The sequence below is a fragment of the Tianweitania aestuarii genome, from assembly GCF_018457165.1.
Lineage (GTDB): Bacteria > Pseudomonadota > Alphaproteobacteria > Rhizobiales > Rhizobiaceae > Tianweitania > Tianweitania aestuarii.
Map to the genome: position 1 here is coordinate 756,061 of NZ_JAFMNX010000002.1, position 16,786 is coordinate 772,846.

The 16,786-nt window shown below is 60.2% G+C and carries 16 protein-coding genes; 8 read left to right on the forward strand and 8 right to left on the reverse strand.

Translation table 11 applies throughout. The annotated features are described in order from the left end of the window. Positions 1 to 43 precede the first annotated feature (43 nt). On the forward strand, positions 44 to 1,333 hold the full coding sequence (locus JYU29_RS11700; RefSeq protein WP_213984958.1) for an ArgE/DapE family deacylase: 1,290 nt from the start codon (positions 44 to 46) through the stop codon (positions 1,331 to 1,333). A 20-nt stretch (positions 1,334 to 1,353) separates the two neighbouring features. Beyond that, the gene (locus JYU29_RS11705; RefSeq protein ID WP_213984959.1) at positions 1,354 to 1,968 is read left to right on the forward strand and encodes a pyridoxamine 5'-phosphate oxidase family protein; all 615 of its coding nucleotides are present in this window, start codon (positions 1,354 to 1,356) and stop codon (positions 1,966 to 1,968) included. Between the two features lie 63 nt (positions 1,969 to 2,031). Here JYU29_RS11705 and JYU29_RS11710 read toward each other — a convergent pair whose 3' ends face one another. After that, complete coding sequence (locus JYU29_RS11710; RefSeq protein ID WP_213984960.1) at positions 2,032 to 2,682, reverse strand: D-lyxose/D-mannose family sugar isomerase; 651 nt, start codon at positions 2,680 to 2,682, stop codon at positions 2,032 to 2,034. Positions 2,683 to 2,894: 212 nt separating this feature from the next. Between JYU29_RS11710 and JYU29_RS11715 the strand changes: the two genes are divergently transcribed. The 6 genes from JYU29_RS11715 (at position 2,895) to JYU29_RS11740 (ending at position 9,613) form a co-directional block, all read left to right on the forward strand. Beyond that, positions 2,895 to 3,680: a DeoR/GlpR family DNA-binding transcription regulator gene (locus JYU29_RS11715; RefSeq protein WP_213984961.1), complete on the forward strand. Its 786-nt coding sequence runs from the start codon at positions 2,895 to 2,897 to the stop codon at positions 3,678 to 3,680. Next, a complete protein-coding gene (locus JYU29_RS11720; protein WP_213984962.1) occupies positions 3,677 to 5,260 on the forward strand; it encodes a sugar ABC transporter ATP-binding protein in 1,584 nt (527 codons plus the stop codon). Before JYU29_RS11715 ends, JYU29_RS11720 begins: the two co-directional genes overlap by 4 nt. A gap of 12 nt (positions 5,261 to 5,272) precedes the next feature. Continuing rightward, entirely contained in the window at positions 5,273 to 6,256 is a 984-nt protein-coding gene (locus JYU29_RS11725) for an ABC transporter permease subunit (protein ID WP_213984963.1), read from the forward strand. A gap of 37 nt (positions 6,257 to 6,293) precedes the next feature. Continuing rightward, positions 6,294 to 7,238, forward strand: a complete 945-nt coding sequence (locus tag JYU29_RS11730; protein WP_213984964.1) for an ABC transporter substrate-binding protein — start codon at positions 6,294 to 6,296, stop codon at positions 7,236 to 7,238. Positions 7,239 to 7,301: 63 nt separating this feature from the next. After that, on the forward strand, positions 7,302 to 7,994 hold the full coding sequence (gene araD / locus JYU29_RS11735) for an L-ribulose-5-phosphate 4-epimerase AraD (RefSeq protein ID WP_213984965.1): 693 nt from the start codon (positions 7,302 to 7,304) through the stop codon (positions 7,992 to 7,994). 5 nt (positions 7,995 to 7,999) lie between these two features. Next, entirely contained in the window at positions 8,000 to 9,613 is a 1,614-nt protein-coding gene (locus tag JYU29_RS11740; RefSeq protein ID WP_213984966.1) for a ribulokinase, read from the forward strand. 46 nt (positions 9,614 to 9,659) lie between these two features. Here the strand turns inward: JYU29_RS11740 and JYU29_RS11745 are convergent, their stop codons facing one another. The 7 genes from JYU29_RS11745 to JYU29_RS11775 all read right to left on the reverse strand — a co-directional run bounded on the left by JYU29_RS11745 (position 9,660) and on the right by JYU29_RS11775 (position 16,677). Continuing rightward, a complete protein-coding gene (locus tag JYU29_RS11745; protein WP_213984967.1) occupies positions 9,660 to 11,282 on the reverse strand; it encodes an ABC-F family ATP-binding cassette domain-containing protein in 1,623 nt (540 codons plus the stop codon). A gap of 108 nt (positions 11,283 to 11,390) precedes the next feature. Continuing rightward, on the reverse strand, positions 11,391 to 11,687 hold the full coding sequence (locus tag JYU29_RS11750; protein WP_347879884.1) for a putative quinol monooxygenase: 297 nt from the start codon (positions 11,685 to 11,687) through the stop codon (positions 11,391 to 11,393). Positions 11,688 to 11,799: 112 nt separating this feature from the next. Then, positions 11,800 to 12,387, reverse strand: coding sequence for a DJ-1/PfpI family protein (locus tag JYU29_RS11755; RefSeq protein ID WP_213984969.1), 588 nt, complete (start codon positions 12,385 to 12,387; stop codon positions 11,800 to 11,802). A gap of 58 nt (positions 12,388 to 12,445) precedes the next feature. Then, entirely contained in the window at positions 12,446 to 13,408 is a 963-nt protein-coding gene (locus tag JYU29_RS11760; protein WP_213984970.1) for a substrate-binding domain-containing protein, read from the reverse strand. 40 nt (positions 13,409 to 13,448) lie between these two features. Next, positions 13,449 to 14,444 carry an ABC transporter permease gene (locus tag JYU29_RS11765; RefSeq protein ID WP_213984971.1) on the reverse strand — a complete coding sequence of 332 codons (996 nt, stop codon included), beginning with the start codon at positions 14,442 to 14,444 and terminating at the stop codon, positions 13,449 to 13,451. Next, positions 14,444 to 15,994, reverse strand: a complete 1,551-nt coding sequence (locus JYU29_RS11770; protein WP_213984972.1) for a sugar ABC transporter ATP-binding protein — start codon at positions 15,992 to 15,994, stop codon at positions 14,444 to 14,446. The genes JYU29_RS11765 and JYU29_RS11770 overlap by 1 nt, the downstream gene beginning before the upstream one ends. Continuing rightward, a complete protein-coding gene (locus tag JYU29_RS11775; RefSeq protein WP_347879886.1) occupies positions 15,991 to 16,677 on the reverse strand; it encodes a GntR family transcriptional regulator in 687 nt (228 codons plus the stop codon). The genes JYU29_RS11770 and JYU29_RS11775 overlap by 4 nt, the downstream gene beginning before the upstream one ends. Between the last annotated feature and the right edge of the window lie 109 nt (positions 16,678 to 16,786).

Below are 16,786 nucleotides of genomic sequence, written 5' to 3' on the forward strand. Positions count from 1 at the left end.
TTTGCTTGAACTGAGCCTTCCGAGGCAGGCGGATACTGCAGCTATGTCCAAACTTGATCCCAAGCTGCGCGAAGATATTCTTGCCTCGGCGTCCGAAGGCTTCGAGAAGCAGGTTGCCTTCACGCAAGACCTGGTGCGCTTTCCTTCCACACGTGGCGCGGAACATACGATCCAGGACTTAGTATTCCGGGAACTCAGGTCACGCGGCTATGCGATGGACCGCTTCTCCATGGATCGGGAAGCCATCGGCAAGCATCGGGGCGGCTCTCCCTGGATGGATGACCATTCCGAAGCGCCGATCGTGGTCGGCATCCACCGCCCACGTGAGGAAACAGGGCGGTCTCTGATCCTGCAGTCGCATCTGGACGTGGTGCCCCCAGGTCCTGCCGACATGTGGATGCACGGCGCTTTCGATCCGGTGATCCGCGGCGACTGGATGTATGGCCGTGGGTCGGCCGACATGAAGGCGGGAGCCGCAGCCAACATCTTTGCGCTGGATGCCCTGAAGCGCCTTGGCCTGCAGCCGGCTTCCACGCTTTACGTCCAGTCCGTGGTGGAAGAAGAAGCCACTGGCAACGGCGCCCTGATGACCCATCTGCGCGGCTACAAGGCTGACGCGGTGCTGATCCCCGAGCCGGAAGACGAGATGCTGGTGCGCGCCAATACCGGCGTGCTGTGGTTCCAGGTCGAGGTCAAGGGTTTGCCGGTTCATGTTCGCGAGATGGACACGGGATTTAACGCCATTGACGCCGCTTATCGCGTGGTTGCGGCCCTGAGGCAGCTTGAAGAAGACTGGAACGCGCGCAAACACAACGAGCGCTATTTGAACGACCTCCCCCACCCCATCAACCTGAATATCGGAAAGATCACGGGAGGGGATTGGGCCTCTTCCGTGCCGGCCTGGTGCCGCGTGGACTGCCGCATCTCCATCTATCCCGGCGTCGACGCGGCAAATGCCGCCGAGGAAATCCGCGACTGCGTATCAGCGTTCGCATCAAAGGACGCTTATCTCGCAAACAGTCCGCCCGTTGTGACCTTCAACGGCTTTCATGCCGAAGGATACCGGCTGGAGCCCGGCTCGGAAGCCGAAGGCGTGCTTGAGAACGCCCATCTTGATGCCGTTGGTGAGCCGCTCAAAAGCTTCACCACGCTCGGCTACCTCGATAACCGTGTTTACGCGCTTTATGATCGTATTCCGTCCCTGTGCTACGGACCGATCTCACGCAACGTCCATGGCTTCGACGAATGCGTCAGCCTGTCTTCCGTGAAGCGTATCACGGGCGCGATGGCGCTGTTCATCGCCGAGTGGTGCGGCACGGAGACCATATCTTAGCAGAAGAAGGAGATCGGCTCATGACCGTCATCCGCACCGCAGAAGAGCTCCGCACCATCTACAAGCCTCCGGTCGAGCGCGCCGTGCTGAAGCAGATGTCGAAACTCGACAAGCACGCCCATGCCTTTCTCCAGCGCAGTCCGTTTGTCATGATCGGCTCTTGCGCGCAGAGCGGGCGCGCCGACGTCAGCCCCAAAGGCGACAAGCCGGGTTTCGTGCGGGCTTTGGACGACAACACCGTGGCTGTGCCCGATCGCCCCGGCAACAATCGCCTCGACACCTACGAGAACCTGCTCACCAACCCCAACGTCGGCCTCCTCTTCATGATTCCGGGCATGAACGAAACCCTGCGCATCAACGGTCGAGCGGAAATCAGCATCGACCCCGAGCTGATGAAGCTTTTCGAACATGACGGCCGCCTCCCGCTCAGCGTCATGACGGTCAAGGTTGAGGAAGTTTACCTTCATTGCGCAAAGGCCTTCATGCGCTCGGAGCTCTGGAATCCCGACAGCTTCATGGAACGCAGCAGCTTCCCGTCCTTCGGCGCGATGCTCAAGGACCAGGCCGGGCTGCAAGACGCCGCCGCCGATATCGATCGCAGCCTGGCAGAACGTTATAAGGCAACCCTCTACTGACAGCGTAGATGGCGGTACGATGCCAGGCTGGCGAAAGTGATGCGCGTGGTTGACCGATCCAGGCTAAGCGCGTGGATCGCTCCATAGAAGAACCGCCGGTTCGACGTCTTCTTCGATGTCGGCAAAACGTCCTGTGCCACCCAGAAAGAAGTTGTCGTTCAGGTCATCGTTGCACTGGCTGACTTCGGCCACGAACACCGGCGCGTCTTCTCCCCAGAAGCGGTGCTGTAAGCCGCGCGGTATGCGGACACTCTGGCCAGCTTCAAGGAAAACAGGACCGTTGAAGGCGGGAATGGAGCGTCCATCGACCCGCACGTCCTCGTGGCTGCCGAGACTGCGCTCGCGCGTAAACTCCACTGCCAGCCGGCCACCACCACGCACGATGATGTCCTCGACCTTGATCTTGTGCATGTGAAATGGCGTTTCCTGACCGACGCCGACGAAAAGTAGCTTTTCGGCATATGGAACATCATCCGCCCGTCCTTGAAGACCATTGCGGACGCAAAACAGCGTCAATCCGCGTGATGCGAAGTCACCCTCACCGAAGTCCGTGACGTCCCAACCCATCTGTCGCTCGACCAACCATGCCGACAACTCCGGTTCACGATTGTGCTCTGCGCGACCCCAATTCGCCCAATCCGGCAGAGCCCAATTATATTGTTGAAGCATGCCCTGTGCGGCAGCAACGGCTGCGTTGATCTCAGACCGTTTCAAGTCGCTTCCTCCCAATTCGATTGCATACCCGCCTCAATGAAAGCTGGCGGCTTGGATCATGTCACGCTGATCCCTTCAAGGCAAAAACGCGAACTGATCCATGAACCAGCTTTGACGCATCTTGCAAATCGGTGATCGATCCTGATCACCTTGTTGCATTTTGATTGGTGAGGGTGTAGCCATTCGGTGTCCGCAGCCTTGGAGGAGGAGGGATGAGCGACTTTCTTCGTCATGCGACCATCGCCAATCTTCTTCGTGAGCGCCCCTTCATCTCGGTGAACGAGTTGAAGAGCAAAGTCGGCGTGTCCGCTGCAACAGTGCGCCGCGACATCGACAAGCTGGTGGAAGCTGGTCTTGGCCAGAAAGTGTATGGTGGCATCGCCGCCATGGACGGCCTTCCTGCTCGTCGCTCCGTCGCCCTGCCTTTCATCGAAAGGCGCGACATTGCGGTTGATGCCAAAAGAGCCATCGCAAGGGTCGCGGCATGCCTGGTGCGCGACGGCAGTTCGGTGATCGTTCACGGCGGCTCGACCTGCTTTCATTTTGGTTGCGAGATCGCCCAGCGCAATCTGAGGGTCTTCACCAATTCCATGCCGGTTGCCGCTTATCTCAGCGAGTTCGGCACCTGCCAGCTGACAGTCGGTGGCGGTGATCTGCATCGCGAACCCGGTATCATCTATGATGCGGCGCAAAGCGGACACACCTTTTATGCGGCGCAGTTTTTCGTTGGATCTTTGGGCGTCAGCGCCGAAGGGCTTCTGGAAAGTCATCCTTTGCTGGTGCGTTTCATCAACGACATGTGCAACCGCGCCAACGAGATCATCGTGCTGGTCGACAGCCGGAAGTTCCGTGAACGCCCGCCCACGGTCGCCTTGCCGCTGACGCGCATTCATCGCCTGATCACCGATGACGGTTTGACCAATGCAGATGCCAAGATGCTCGAGGACCACGGCGTCCAGTTCACCGTTGCAGCCTTGAACAAGGGAGTGCCCGCATGAACCAGAGCACCATCGCAAGCCCCAGCCGAGACGCAAGCAACGTGCAACCGCTTCTGGAAATGCGCGGCATCTCCAAGACGTTCGGACCGGTGCGCGCGCTTCAAGATGTTTCCTTGACCGCTTTTCCCGGCGAGGTTCACGCCCTGATGGGCGAAAACGGCGCCGGCAAATCTACGATGATGAAGATCCTGTCAGGCGCTTATACGCCTGATGCCGGTGGCGAAGTGCTGGTCAATGGAAAGACTGTGCCGAGCGGTAATCCCAAAGCGGCCAAGGAACACGGCATCGCCGTTATTTATCAGGAACTTTCGCTGGCGCCCAACCTCACGGTCGCCCAGAACATCTTCCTCGGAAACGAGCGCTCGAGCCGTGGCATCGTCATGCGCTCAGCCATGCGTGAAGAAACCCAGCCGATCCTTGACCAGCTCGGCTTGAGTTTCGGCCCTGACATGCTGGTTGAACGCCTGTCGCTGGGCGAACGGCAATTGGTCGAAATCGCCCGCGCTTTGTCGGCAAAAGCCCGCATCATCGTGATGGACGAGCCCACGACCTCCCTTTCAAGTCGAGAAACGGAGAAGCTGTTCGAGGTCATTGCCCGCCTGAAAAGCGAAGGCATCGCCATCATCTACATCAGTCACCGCATGGAAGAGATCTACCGGCTGTCCGACCGTTGCTCGGTGCTGCGCGACGGATCCTATGTCGGCACGCTCGAGCGCGACGAATTGAACGCCGAGCGCCTCGTGGCCATGATGGTGGGCCGCGATCTGTCCACCTTCTACACAAAGGAACACAAACCGCAGGAAGGCCAGCGCGAGGTGGTGCTGTCGGTCGAAGGCATGAGCGACGGCGTCTTCGTGCATGACTGTTCTTTCGATGTTCATCGTGGTGAAGTGCTTGGGATTGCAGGCCTGGTTGGTTCCGGACGAACCGAGCTGGCCCGCCTGATCTATGGCGCCGATCCAGCCACTGCCGGCCGCGTGCGCCTCAATGGCGTCGACGTAACGCCGCGCTCGCCCGCCGAAGCGCTTGAACATGGCATCGTGTATCTCACGGAAGACCGGAAGGGCCTCGGCCTGTTTCTGGATATGACGATCTCAGACAATGTGAACCTGTGCGTGATCGGCCAGGATGCAGGCACCGGCGGCCAGCGCAATTTTCGCCGCGCTCGCGAACGGGCCGACCAGGCGCTGAAGGCGCTTGGCATCAAGGCACCTTCGGCCAGCATCAATGTTGGCGCTCTGTCGGGCGGAAACCAGCAGAAGGTGCTCCTGGCGCGCCTGCTGGAAATCAGTCCGACCGTGATCCTGTTGGATGAGCCGACACGCGGGGTCGATGTTGGCGCGAAGTCGGAAATCTACCGCCTGATCGACCAGCTTGCCCAAAAGGGACTGGCGGTCGTGATGATCTCGAGCGAGCTGCCAGAAATCATCGGTGTGTCGGATCGCGTTCTGGTGATGCGCGAAGGCACGATCGCGGGAGAAATCCAATCGGAAAACCATCGCCCGATCAGCCAGGAAGCCATCATGGCATTGTCTGTGGGGCGCACGGATAGCGCGCCCGCCGCACAACAAGCAGTTTAAGGAAAACGCGAGATGAGTGCAGCTCAAGACGCGCCCAAGACGCGCAACAACCAGCACATCAAGACCGTGATCGTGGCGCTCGGCATGTTGCCGGTGCTGATCCTGCTTGGCATCGGCTTCGAACTGCTGACGGGCAAGTTCCTGTCGGTGAGCAATCTGTCGATCGTGACACAACAGGCCGCGATCAACGTGGTTCTGGCGGCAGGCATGACCTTCGTGATCCTGACCGGCGGCATCGATCTTTCGGTGGGCGCGATCCTTGCATCCTCTGCGATGGGCGCGATCATCGTCTCCTTGTTGCCGGGAATGGGATTGCTGGGCATCCCGGCCGGCATGGCGCTCGGCCTCCTGTTCGGCCTCGTCAACGGCGCGCTGATCGCCTACCTCAAACTACCGCCCTTCATCGTTACACTCGGCGCATTGACTGCCGTGCGCGGCGTGGCTCGCTTGATGGGCGAAGACACGACCGTGTTCAACGCCGACCTCCCCTTTGCAGCGATCGGCAACGGATCACTGTTCGGCATTCCATATCTCGCCTTGATCGCTTTGGCTGTGATCCTCGTATCCTGGTTCATCCTGCGCCGCACCGTCCTCGGCACCTGGATCTATGCCGTGGGCGGCAACAAGGAAGCCGCCCGCCTGACGGGCATCAAGGTGTCGCTGGTGCTGTTGTTCGTTTACGGCATGTCCGGCCTGATGGCTGGCATCGGCGGCGTCATGTCGGCCGCGCGCCTTTATGCCGCCAACGGTCTGCAGCTTGGCCAGGGCTATGAGCTCGATGCCATCGCCGCCGTGATCCTGGGCGGCACCAGCCTCGTTGGCGGCGTCGGCTCGATCTGGGGAACGCTGATCGGCGCGCTGATCATCGCCGTTCTGTCGAACGGCCTCATTCTCACAGGTGTTTCCGACATCTGGCAGTTCATAATCAAGGGCCTCGTGATCATCGCAGCCGTGGCTCTCGACCGGTATCGACTTTCAGGCGGCGCTCGCACCTGAAAGCCGTGGAACACGAACGCATCACAGGAGGAAACCCATGCGTCTTTTGAAAACACTCATGATGTCGGCAGCAGCCGTCGTTTGTCTCGCCGGCGCGGCAAACGCGCAGGACAAGGAACTGAAGAGCGTCGGCATCTCCGTCGGCCTTCTCGGCAACCCGTTCTTCGTCGCCACGATCAAGGGCATCGAGGACCGCGCGCGCGAAATCAATCCGGACGTGCAGATCACGTCGGTTTCGGCTGACTACGATCTCAACAAGCAAGTCAGCCAGATCGACAACTTCATCGCCGCCGGCGTTGACATCATCATGCTGAACGCCGTCGACGACAAGGCAATCGCGCCTGCTGTCATGCGCGCCAAGAACGCCGGCATCGTCGTCGCCGCATTCGACGTGTCGGCCCCAGGTGCCGATGTCACCGTGATGACCGACAACGTCGCAGCCGGCCAGAAGGCCTGCCAGTACATCGTCGACCAGCTCAAGGGCGAAGGCAACGTCGCCATCATCAAGGGCCCGTCGTCCTCGTCCCTCAACGATCGTTTCCGCGGCTGCAGCGACGTCTTCAAGGCCAACGAAAAGATCACTGTCGTGTCGGACGACCAGAATGGCCAGGGTTCGCGCGAAGGCGGTCTTGAAGTCATGCAGGGCCTTTTGACCCGCTTCCAGGACCTTGATGCCGTGTTCGGCGCCAACGATCCGATGGCTCTGGGTGCCCAGCTTGCCGCCAAGCAGCTCAACCGCACGAACCTGATCATCACGGGCGTCGACGGCGCTCCGGATACCGAACAGTCGCTTTCCGACCCGAACTCGCTGGTGAAGGCATCCGCCTCGCAGGATCCATACACGATGGCAGGCCAGGCTCTCGATCTCGGCTACGAGGTCTTCCAGGGCAAGACGCCGGAACAGGCAACGGTTCTGATCGAGCCGAAGCTGATCACCGCTGAAAATCTCGGCGAGTATCAGGGCTGGACAGCCAAGCGCTGATCCAAGGGACAACGCGCGCGCCGGTTTCCGGCGCGCGCATCTGCGAGTAACAGGATTGCCTTTATGACGTTCGCCGACCTCAGGGATGCCGTTTGCAAAGCCAATATCGACACCGTCAGACACGGTCTCGTAAAGGCGACCTTCGGCAATGCGAGCGCCATCGATCGCGAAACCGGGCGCGTGATCATCAAGCCGAGCGGCGTTCCTTTCGAAGTGATGACGCCCGACGATATGGTGATCGCCGATCTTACGGGCGGAGCCTACGACAACCGTTTGCGTCCGTCCTCAGACCTCGATACGCATCTCGTTCTCTACCGCGCCTTTCCCGAGATCGGCGCCGTGGTTCACACCCATTCCACCTTCGCCACGATCTTTGCCCAGGCGCGCACGCCGATCCCGACCTTCGGCACAACCCATGCCGATTACTTCCACGGCGAAATCCGGGTCACGCGCAACCTGACGGACGAGGAAATCCGCGACCGTTATGTCGCCGCCACCGGCAATGTCATCGTGGAAGCGTTTGAAGGGCGCGATCCCCTCGAAGTGCCAGCCATTCTCGTGGCCGGTCACGGACCGTTCGCCTGGGGCAGAACGCCCGAAGAAGCCGTTCTCCACGCCACAATTCTGGAAGAAGTCGCCAAGATGGCCTGGCATTCAATGATGTTGGACCGCAACCTTCCGCCGATCTCACAAAGCTTGATGGACCGGCATTACCGGCGCAAGCACGGCACCGGCGCAACCTACGGGCAGGACTGAACACCATGCCTCTCATTGCCGGCGCAGATTTCGGGACCCTGAGCGTTCGTGTTACCATCATGGACACGGATAGCGGCCAAACGCGTGGGTCCGCCATTGCACCCTACCCCTTGAAGCGCGATCCCGCCGATCCGCTTCTTGCACAACAATCGCATGACGATCACATGACGGCGCTGGTGAAGGCCACACGCGAGGCGATCGCGGCAGCAGCCATCGACGGCAGCGACGTTGCAGCCTTCGCGGCCGACACGACCGGCTCAAGCGTCGTGATCGTGGATGAAAACCTCGTTCCGCTCGACGATTACTATCTTTGGGCCGATCACCGCGGTCACCGCGAAGCCGACGAAATCACAGCCCTTGCGCGTGCCGAAAATCTCGAAGCGCTGAAATGGTGCGGTGGCACCTATTCGCACGAATGGGGCTACGCCAAGCTGCTGCATTTCCTTCGTCACAATCCGGACAAGCGTGATCGCGTCGCCACCGCGCTGGAGCATTGCGACATGGTGGCCGCCACGCTGTGCGGCATCACCGAAGTCGCCCAACTTCCCCGCAGTGTCTGTGCCATGGGACACAAATGGATGTGGGGTGCGGCGTGGGGCGGGTATCCCCCGCAAGATTTCCTGGAACGCGTCGATCCGCTGCTTGCCGGTATCAACGCGAAGCTCGAAGGCAGGATGGGAACGGCGCTCGACATCGCCGGGACATTGTCGCCGCTTTGGGCCGAGCGGCTAGGCCTTCGAGCCGGCATCCCCATCCCGTTCGGCGCTTTCGACGCTCATTGGGATGCGATCGGCAGTGGTGGAAAGCTCGATGACATCGTCAATGTGGTTGGCACATCCACCTGCTTCATCGCGATCGGCCCAACCGATACCCACCTCGTTCCTGGCATCTGCGGTGCGGTGCCCGACAGCGTCGTTCCAGGTGCAACCGGCGTAGAAGCCGGGCAGTCCGCCACCGGCGACATCTTTGAAGCCATTGCCAAGCGCGCAGGGACCGATGTCACTTCGCTTGTGGGAGGGCTGGAGCATCGCGGACCAGGCGAAACCGGTCTCCTGCGCCTGACATGGGACAACGGCGATCGCACCGTGCTTGTTCGCTCGGATCTCGGCGGCGTCACGCTCGGCTGGGATCTCGGTCACACGGCAGCAGACGAAATGCATGCCGCAATCGAAGGCATGGCCATGCACACGCGCATCATCCTGGAGCGCATGCGCAGTTGCGGCGTCGGAACCGGACGCGTCATCAACGGCGGCGGCATTCCGCAAAAGAACGACGTCCTCAATCAGATCTACGCCGATGTTCTGGGCGAAGACGTGTACGTGCCGACAACGTCGCCGACCGGCGTCGGATCGTGCATCTTCGCAGCCCTTGCCTGCGGAGCCTTTGCTGACGTGCAGGAAGCACAGGCCCGCTTGAGCCCGCCGTTGAAGATCTTTCACCCTCGTCCCGAGGCACGAGCCGCCTACGAGGAGCTGTTTGCCTTGTTCCGCGAGCTTTATTTCGGGTTCGGCGCGGGTGAAGCCGTTGATCTGTCGACGGTATTGCCGCGCCTGCGCGCCTTCCGGCTGAAAGCCTCCGACGCTTCCGTCACCAAGACGTCCACACCAAGCAGCCCCTGAGGGTCTGCTCGCCTTGGAAGGGTGTCAGCGACGTAGCGACCAGAACCTAGCTCCGGATGCCCGGAGCTTCTTGGCCCGTGCGTTCGACATATTCGGAATATCCACCGCCATAGAGATGCGGGCCCTCAGGGGTCAGCTCGAGCACACGATTAGACAGCGCAGCCAGGAAATGGCGGTCGTGGCTGACAAAGAGCATAGAGCCCTCGAAGCGCGACAGCGCCTCGACCAGCATCTGCTTGGTGGCAATGTCGAGGTGGTTGGTGGGCTCGTCGAGAACAAGGAAGTTCGGCGGATCAAACAGCATCTTGGCCATGACCAGCCGCGCCTTTTCGCCGCCTGACAGCACGCGACATTTCTTTTCGATCTCATCGCCGGAAAAACCGAAGCAACCGGCCAGCGCGCGCAGCGCCGCCTGTCCCGCTTGCGGAAAGCTGTCTTCCAGCGATTGCAAAACGGTGCGCTCGCCTTCGAGCAGTTCCATCGCATGCTGAGCGAAATAGCCCATCTTCACGCTCGGACCGCGCGTCACCGTTCCCGAATCCGGCTCCGAAGCGCCGGCGATCAGCTTGAGCAGCGTCGACTTGCCAGCGCCATTGACGCCCATCACGCACCAGCGCTCACGCCGGCGTACCTGGAAGTCGAGCCCGTCATAGATGGTCCGGTCGCCATAGCTTTTGTGCACGCCCTTGACCGTCGCAACGTCCTCGCCTGAGCGCGGTGCCGGCTGAAACTCGAAGCGCACCGTCTGCTGGCGCTTGGGCGGCTCGACGCGCTCGATCTTGTCGAGCTTCTTGACCCGGCTCTGGACCTGCGCCGCATGGCTCGCGCGCGCCTTGAAGCGCTCGATGAAAGCCACCTCCTTGGCCAGCATCGCCTGTTGACGCTCGAACTGCGCCTGTTGCTGCACCTCGGCGATAGCGCGCTGCTGGCGGTAAAACTCGTAGTCGCCGGAATAGGATGTCAGCGCGCCGCCGTCGATCTCGATGATCTTGTTGACGATCCGGTTCATGAATTCGCGATCATGCGACGTCATCAACACGGCACCGTCGAAACCCTTGAGGAAGCCCTCGAGCCAGATCAGGCTTTCGATGTCGAGATGGTTGGATGGCTCGTCGAGGAGCATGATGTCGGGGCGCATCAGGAGGATCTTGGCCAGCGCTACACGCATCTTCCAGCCGCCCGAAAGCTTGCCGACATCCCCTTCCATCATGGTCTGGCTGAAGCCAAGCCCGTCCAGCACTTCACGGGCTCGACCGTCCAGCGCATACCCATCGAGTTCGTCGTAGCGGCCCTGCACTTCGCCGTAGCGGGCGATGATCTCGTCCATGTCGTCGGCACGGTCCGGATCGGCCATGGCCGCTTCCAGCTCCGCCATCTCGGCTGCAAGCGTGCTGACCGGCCCAACGCCATCCATGACCTCGACCACCGCGCTGCGGCCCGCCATGTCGCCGACATCCTGGCTGAAATAACCGATAGTCACGCCGCGATCGACCTGGACCTGCCCCTCGTCCGGCAGTTCCTCGCCCGTGATCATGCGAAACAGTGTCGTCTTGCCCGCACCGTTAGGGCCGACGAGCCCGATCTTCTCACCACGCTGCAACGCCGCCGACGCCTCGATAAAGACAATCTGCTTGCCGTTCTGCTTGCCGATGCTTTCAAGGCGGATCATGCGGGTCTTCCAGGTCGGTTATCGAAGGAAACCGCCTCAAACCATCCCGCCCGCCGCCACGCAAGGGGCACCGGCCTCAATGTTCAGTTTTGCTGCCGGAGTGCGCCCTCAGTCAGCGGGCCGGCCATTCTGTTCGCGACGCCCCAGCCGCACCTTCGGCTGGGTGAGCCTGAGCTGTTCAACCGCGTTCTGGAATTCCTGGAAGTGCGAAGTGGTTTGATGATGATCGAAGGCCGCCTCGTCTTGGTAGACCTCGTAGAAGAGCACCACGTCTTCATCCAGACCGATCACATCAAACGTCAGGCATCCGGGCTCATGGGCCAGTGACTGGCAAGCATCCGCGTCGGCTGCTGCCAGAAACAGCGCTCTGCTTTCCAGCGGAACAGTAAATTCCGCCAGCACCACAAAAGCTGGATCGCACCTCTGAGACATCTGCGGTTCTTACTTCCATTCCTCAGGGTGACTTCAAGGAAAACGACGGCGCGCCCCCGGAAGACAGCGCCGCCCTCTTCACCGATTAGCTATGGGTGATCTTCGTACCAAGAACATTCATGCATTCGCGCATGAAAGCGGCAAGCGCAGTCCAACCCTTGGCTGATACCATGTTGCCATCGACATAGGCTTCAGTAGGACTAACATCGATATAGATGCCGCCCACGGCCGTGACTTCAGGCTCGCATGCTCCAAGGCCCGCAACCTTTCGGCCCTTCAGAACACCGGGAACGGCCATCAGGATCTGCACACCGTGGCAGATCGTGAAGATCGGCTTTCCACTTTCATGGAAGTAGCGAACGAAGTTCTGGATGCGCTTGTCGGTGCGAATATATTCCGGGCCGCGGCCACCTGCTGCATAGATCGCGTCATACTCCTCGATGTTGATTTCCGAGAAGGTCTTGTTGATGTCGGCATAGTGGCCGAGCTTTTCGGTATATGTCTGGTCGCCTTCGAAATCGTGCAGCGATGTTTTGATCCGGTCGCCGGCGTTTTTATCCGGACAAACGACATGAACCGTATGCCCGACGGCTTCCATGCCCTGTTGGAAAACGAAGATCTCATATTCCTCGGTGAATTCACCGGTCAGCATGAGGATTTTCTTGCCGCTCATGTGGGTCTCCTATGCATATCAAGACAACAGGGTGCCCCTTGGAGGCACCCGTCGTTCATCAGAATGGTGAATCGGGGAAGTAGAATTGATCGGCATTGTCCGGCGTGATCAGCGGTGCATCCAGGCGGAAGGATCCGCGCATAGGTGCCTGGCCGTTGAACTGGCTTGCCACCATGTAAATGGCCGACTTGATCATCGAAGGCGGATAAGGCGTGGAGATCGGCGTGCGCTCGTCTCCCTTCTTCACCAGGTCGATGACTTGCTTCATGCCGTTGCCGCCAAGCGCGTATTTGATGTCGGTGCGTCCGGCTTGGTCCACGGCCTCGATCACGCCAAGCAGCATGTCATCATCATTGGCCCAGACCGCATCGATCTTCGGATGCTTGGCCAGATAATCCTGCATCAGCGTGAAGGCTTCATCCTGGTTCCAGTTCGCATACTGCATGTCCAGGATCTTGATGTTGGTCTTGGCGATCACATCCGAGAAGCCCTTGATGCGCTCGTCATCGATGACCGTCGGGATGCCTCGCAGAACCACGATCTCGCCTTCGCCGTTCAGTTTTTCCGACAGCCACTTCGCGGTATTAGCGCCAACTGCGATGTTGTCGCCAGCGATGTAAAGGTCCTGTACCGAGGGATCCGAAAGCCCGCGGTCGACCACTGCGATGAAAGTGCCTTTTTCCTTCACCTGCTCCACCGGTCCGGTGAGTTCCTCGGAGGTAAAGGGCAGGATTACAAGGGCGTCGAGGTCCTGCGTGGCCGACAGGTCCTCCAGCGACGACACCTGGGCCGACGCTGAAGACGCGGTTGACACGATGACGTCGATGTTCGGGAAAGCGGCTTCTATTTCCTTCTCGGCCTGCTCAGCATGGTAAACCACGCCGCCGGTCCAGCCATGGGTCGCGGCGGGAATGGAAACCGCAATCTTGACGTTCCGTTCCTGCGCATGACCTACGCTCATCGAAGCTGCGAAGGCAACCAGTGCCGTCGACAGGATTATTCGTTTCTTCAAGCTCTTCATCTGCACAGTCGTTCTCCTCCGTTGACTGTTCTGCGCCGCTTCAGCGGCTGCTGGTTAAGCGATGCGCGAGCATCGCGATGATGATGATGGCGCCTTGAACGGCAGCAACGAGGTACTCGGAAACCATGTCCGACAGCACCATTACGTTGGCGATGATTTCAAGGATCAGCGCGCCGGCAACAGTCCCCCAGATCCGGCCCTTGCCGCCCCTGAGCAAAGTGCCGCCGATCACGACTGCGGTGATGACCTGAAGCTCCCAGAGCTGACCGGTGGTCGGCGTTGCAGCACCGAGACGGGGCACGTAGCAGATCGCAGCAACCGCGACGCACAGGCCCTGAATGACATAAGTCAGTGTCCGAACGGTTCCGACATCAACGCCGGAAAAGCGCGCCACCTCGGCATTCGACCCCACTGAAACAACCCGTCTTCCGTACTTGGTCTTGTAAAGCACAAAAGCCCCAAGCAAGATCACCACGAACGTGATCAGCACGGGATAAGGCACCCCCAGGAAGCTGCCGAAATAGACAGGGCGATAGGCTTCGCGCAGGCTGCGATCGAGCGGCAGCGATCCACCATCCGTCATGAAAGTAATAAAGGCTCGGAAGATGCCCATCGTGCCCAGCGTTACGATGAAGGGCTCAATCCGGCCGATCGTTATGATGAGACCGTTGAACAAGCCGCACAGCGCGCCAACGACGAGCGCGACGCCAGCCCCCATGACGATGGCCCAGGCTCCGTAAGCCGGCGCCAGACCGTTCATCGCCATGATCATGATGCCGGTCACAAAGGCCATCATCGAGCCAACGGAAAGGTCCAGCCCTCCCGACGCGATCACGAAGGTGGCGCCGATCGCGATAATGGCGACAAAGGCGCTGCGAGTGATGACGTTGAGCAGGTTGGCTTGCGACGCGAAGTTGGTGTTGATCAGCGTGCCAACCAGAATGATGAGGGCAAGCGCGATGAACGGCGCAAGATCCGCCCAGCGGATGCGGCTGCGTCTTACAGGCGCTGTTGTGCCGACGGCTGAAATGGTCATCAGGCTGTTCCTCCCGCCTGTGCGTGCCGCCCGGTCGTGGCGGCATAAGCGACATTTTCCTCGTTGATCTCCGTGCCTGTCAGCTCGGCGACGAACCGCCCTTCCCGCATCACCAGCACACGGTCCGAGAGCCCAACCAGTTCCGGCATCTCAGAGGAGATGATGAGGCACGCCTTACCGGCACGAACCATGGCGTCGATGAAGCCGTAGATCTGGCTCTTGTTGCCGATATCGATGCCGCGTGTCGGCTCGTCTATGATGACGATGGACGGGTCAGACATCATGACCTTCGCCAACAGCAGCTTCTGCTGATTGCCGCCTGACAGCTTGCCGGCGTCGAGCGTCAACGACCGCACCCGGATATCAAAGTTTGCAACTGCCTGCTCCAACTCGGCGACCTCCCGCCGCCGGTTGAGAACGATGCCCGGGTTGACGCCGTCGAGGGCCTGTAGCGTCAGGTTCGGGGCAAGCGGTGCATCAACAAGAAGCCCTTTCCCTTTCCGATCCTCGGTGAGGTAAACCAGGCCCGCAGCCATCAACGTCCTGACGGATCGATGAGTTATGTCGCACCCATTCACCAACACGCTATCGGCATGGGAGGGGCGCAAGCCGAAAAGACCTTCCAACAACTCCGTACGCCCGGAGCCGATCATGCCGCCGATGCCAAGAACTTCGCCAGCTCTGAGGGTGAATGAACCCTGCGTTGCACCGTCTTCGACAACAAGGTTGGTTACCGAAAGGATTGGCTCGCCTGTCACAACAGGCCGCTTCTCGGGATAAAGCATGCTGAGTTCGCGGCCGACCATTAGTTCGGCCATGCGACGCTGGCTCAATTCGCTGGCCGGCCAGGTACCGACCATCCGTCCATCGCGAAGAACCGTGATGCGGTCCGCCAAAGCCTGAACCTCGTTGAGCCGATGGGAAATGTAGAGGATGCCGACGCCTTGTTCCCGCAGGTTGCGGACGATTTCCAGAAGGGCCGTGACCTCATCATTGGCGAGAACCGCTGTCGGCTCGTCGAGGATGATGATCTTGCGGTCTTCCAGAATGGCGCGCGCGATCTGAACGAGCTGACGTTGTGCCAGTGCCAGGTCGCCGACGCGATCCGACGCCCTAGCGACCGATCCGACGCGGGCAAGCACCGCGTTCGTGCGCCGATCCATCGCCTTGTCATCGATCATGAAGCCGCGCGTCAGTTCGCGGCCAAGGAAGAGGTTCTGTGCAACGGTGAGATCAGGCGCCAGCAGGATTTCCTGGTGAACCAGCACGACGCCGGCGCTTTCCGCGTCCACGGCATCGTCGAAAGCGACCGCCTCCTCTTCCATGAACAGGCGCCCGGTTGTCGGCCTGACATGCCCGGACAACAGCTTCATGAGCGTGGACTTGCCCGCACCGTTCTCACCGATGATCGCGTGAACTTCGCCTGCCCGGATGTCCAGACTGATGTCGGATAAAACCGTGATTGCGCCGTAAGTCTTGCCGAGCCCCTCGGCGCGCAAAGTCAGCGGCTGCGCGCACGATGGCGCTCGGGCAAGAGCCTGCGCGCTCATTCGAAGGCCTGGAGCAGTCGATCGCGCGAGCGTTCGACATGGTGCCGCATGGCGGTCGCTGCCGCATCCGGATCACCGGCGCGGAACGCCTCGAGCAGGTCTTCATGCTCTTCAAGCGCTTCCTGCGTCACGCGCGTGTTGAACATCAGGCGAAAGATGTGGAGATGCACATGCTGATTCGACAGCGTGCTGCGGATGATCTCGTTTCCGGAGATCTTCAGAATTTCATCGTGAAAGTGCGCGTCAGCGCGCGCAAAGCGGGAATACCGGGTGGTCCTGTCAACAGGGCCTTCACCATGCTCCATGTCCGCGGCGACGGCTTCAAGAAGGCGCAAAACGTCCGGCGTCATGTGTTCAGCCGCAAGCCTCGCTGCTTCCGGCTCGACCAACAAGCGGAACGCATAAAGATCGTCGAACTGCTTGCGCGTCCACTGCGGCGCCGCACTATAGCCGATCAGGTGCTCCTTGCGAACAAGACCTTCCCGCTCCAACCGCGTGAGGGCTTCGCGAACCGGAGTCTGTGAGACACCAATCTCACGAGACAGAACATCCACAGGTATCCGGGCTCCGGGCGCAATCTCAAGCGCCATCAGCCGGTGATAGATGTTGTCATAAACACCTTCAACGACACTGCTCGGCCTTGGAAGGACCTGCTTCACGTCGCGCCTTGCTGCCGCTGAAATCACCTGCACCCTCAAAACCACGTCCCCGCTGCGAAAAGAAGTTGCAAAAATCCTATCTGATGTCAAATACAATATCGTATATGATCCGATATCGGGGAGGATGTTGGTG

Bases quoted from the DNA above. Each gene is read 5' to 3' on its own strand.
- JYU29_RS11720 (WP_213984962.1), top strand. From the start codon at position 3,677: ATGAACCAGAGCACCATCGCAAGCCCCAGCCGAGACGCAAGCAACGTG.
- JYU29_RS11730 (WP_213984964.1), top strand. From the start codon at position 6,294: ATGCGTCTTTTGAAAACACTCATGATGTCGGCAGCAGCCGTCGTTTGT.
- JYU29_RS11765 (WP_213984971.1), bottom strand. From the start codon at position 14,444: ATGACCATTTCAGCCGTCGGCACAACAGCGCCTGTAAGACGCAGCCGC.
- JYU29_RS11770 (WP_213984972.1), bottom strand. From the start codon at position 15,994: ATGAGCGCGCAGGCTCTTGCCCGAGCGCCATCGTGCGCGCAGCCGCTG.
- JYU29_RS11715 (WP_213984961.1), top strand. From the start codon at position 2,895: ATGAGCGACTTTCTTCGTCATGCGACCATCGCCAATCTTCTTCGTGAG.
- JYU29_RS11755 (WP_213984969.1), bottom strand. From the start codon at position 12,387: ATGAGCGGCAAGAAAATCCTCATGCTGACCGGTGAATTCACCGAGGAA.
- JYU29_RS11725 (WP_213984963.1), top strand. From the start codon at position 5,273: ATGAGTGCAGCTCAAGACGCGCCCAAGACGCGCAACAACCAGCACATC.
- JYU29_RS11700 (WP_213984958.1), top strand. From the start codon at position 44: ATGTCCAAACTTGATCCCAAGCTGCGCGAAGATATTCTTGCCTCGGCG.
- JYU29_RS11760 (WP_213984970.1), bottom strand. From the start codon at position 13,408: ATGAAGAGCTTGAAGAAACGAATAATCCTGTCGACGGCACTGGTTGCC.
- JYU29_RS11745 (WP_213984967.1), bottom strand. From the start codon at position 11,282: ATGATCCGCCTTGAAAGCATCGGCAAGCAGAACGGCAAGCAGATTGTC.
- JYU29_RS11705 (WP_213984959.1), top strand. From the start codon at position 1,354: ATGACCGTCATCCGCACCGCAGAAGAGCTCCGCACCATCTACAAGCCT.
- JYU29_RS11740 (WP_213984966.1), top strand. From the start codon at position 8,000: ATGCCTCTCATTGCCGGCGCAGATTTCGGGACCCTGAGCGTTCGTGTT.
- araD (WP_213984965.1), top strand. From the start codon at position 7,302: ATGACGTTCGCCGACCTCAGGGATGCCGTTTGCAAAGCCAATATCGAC.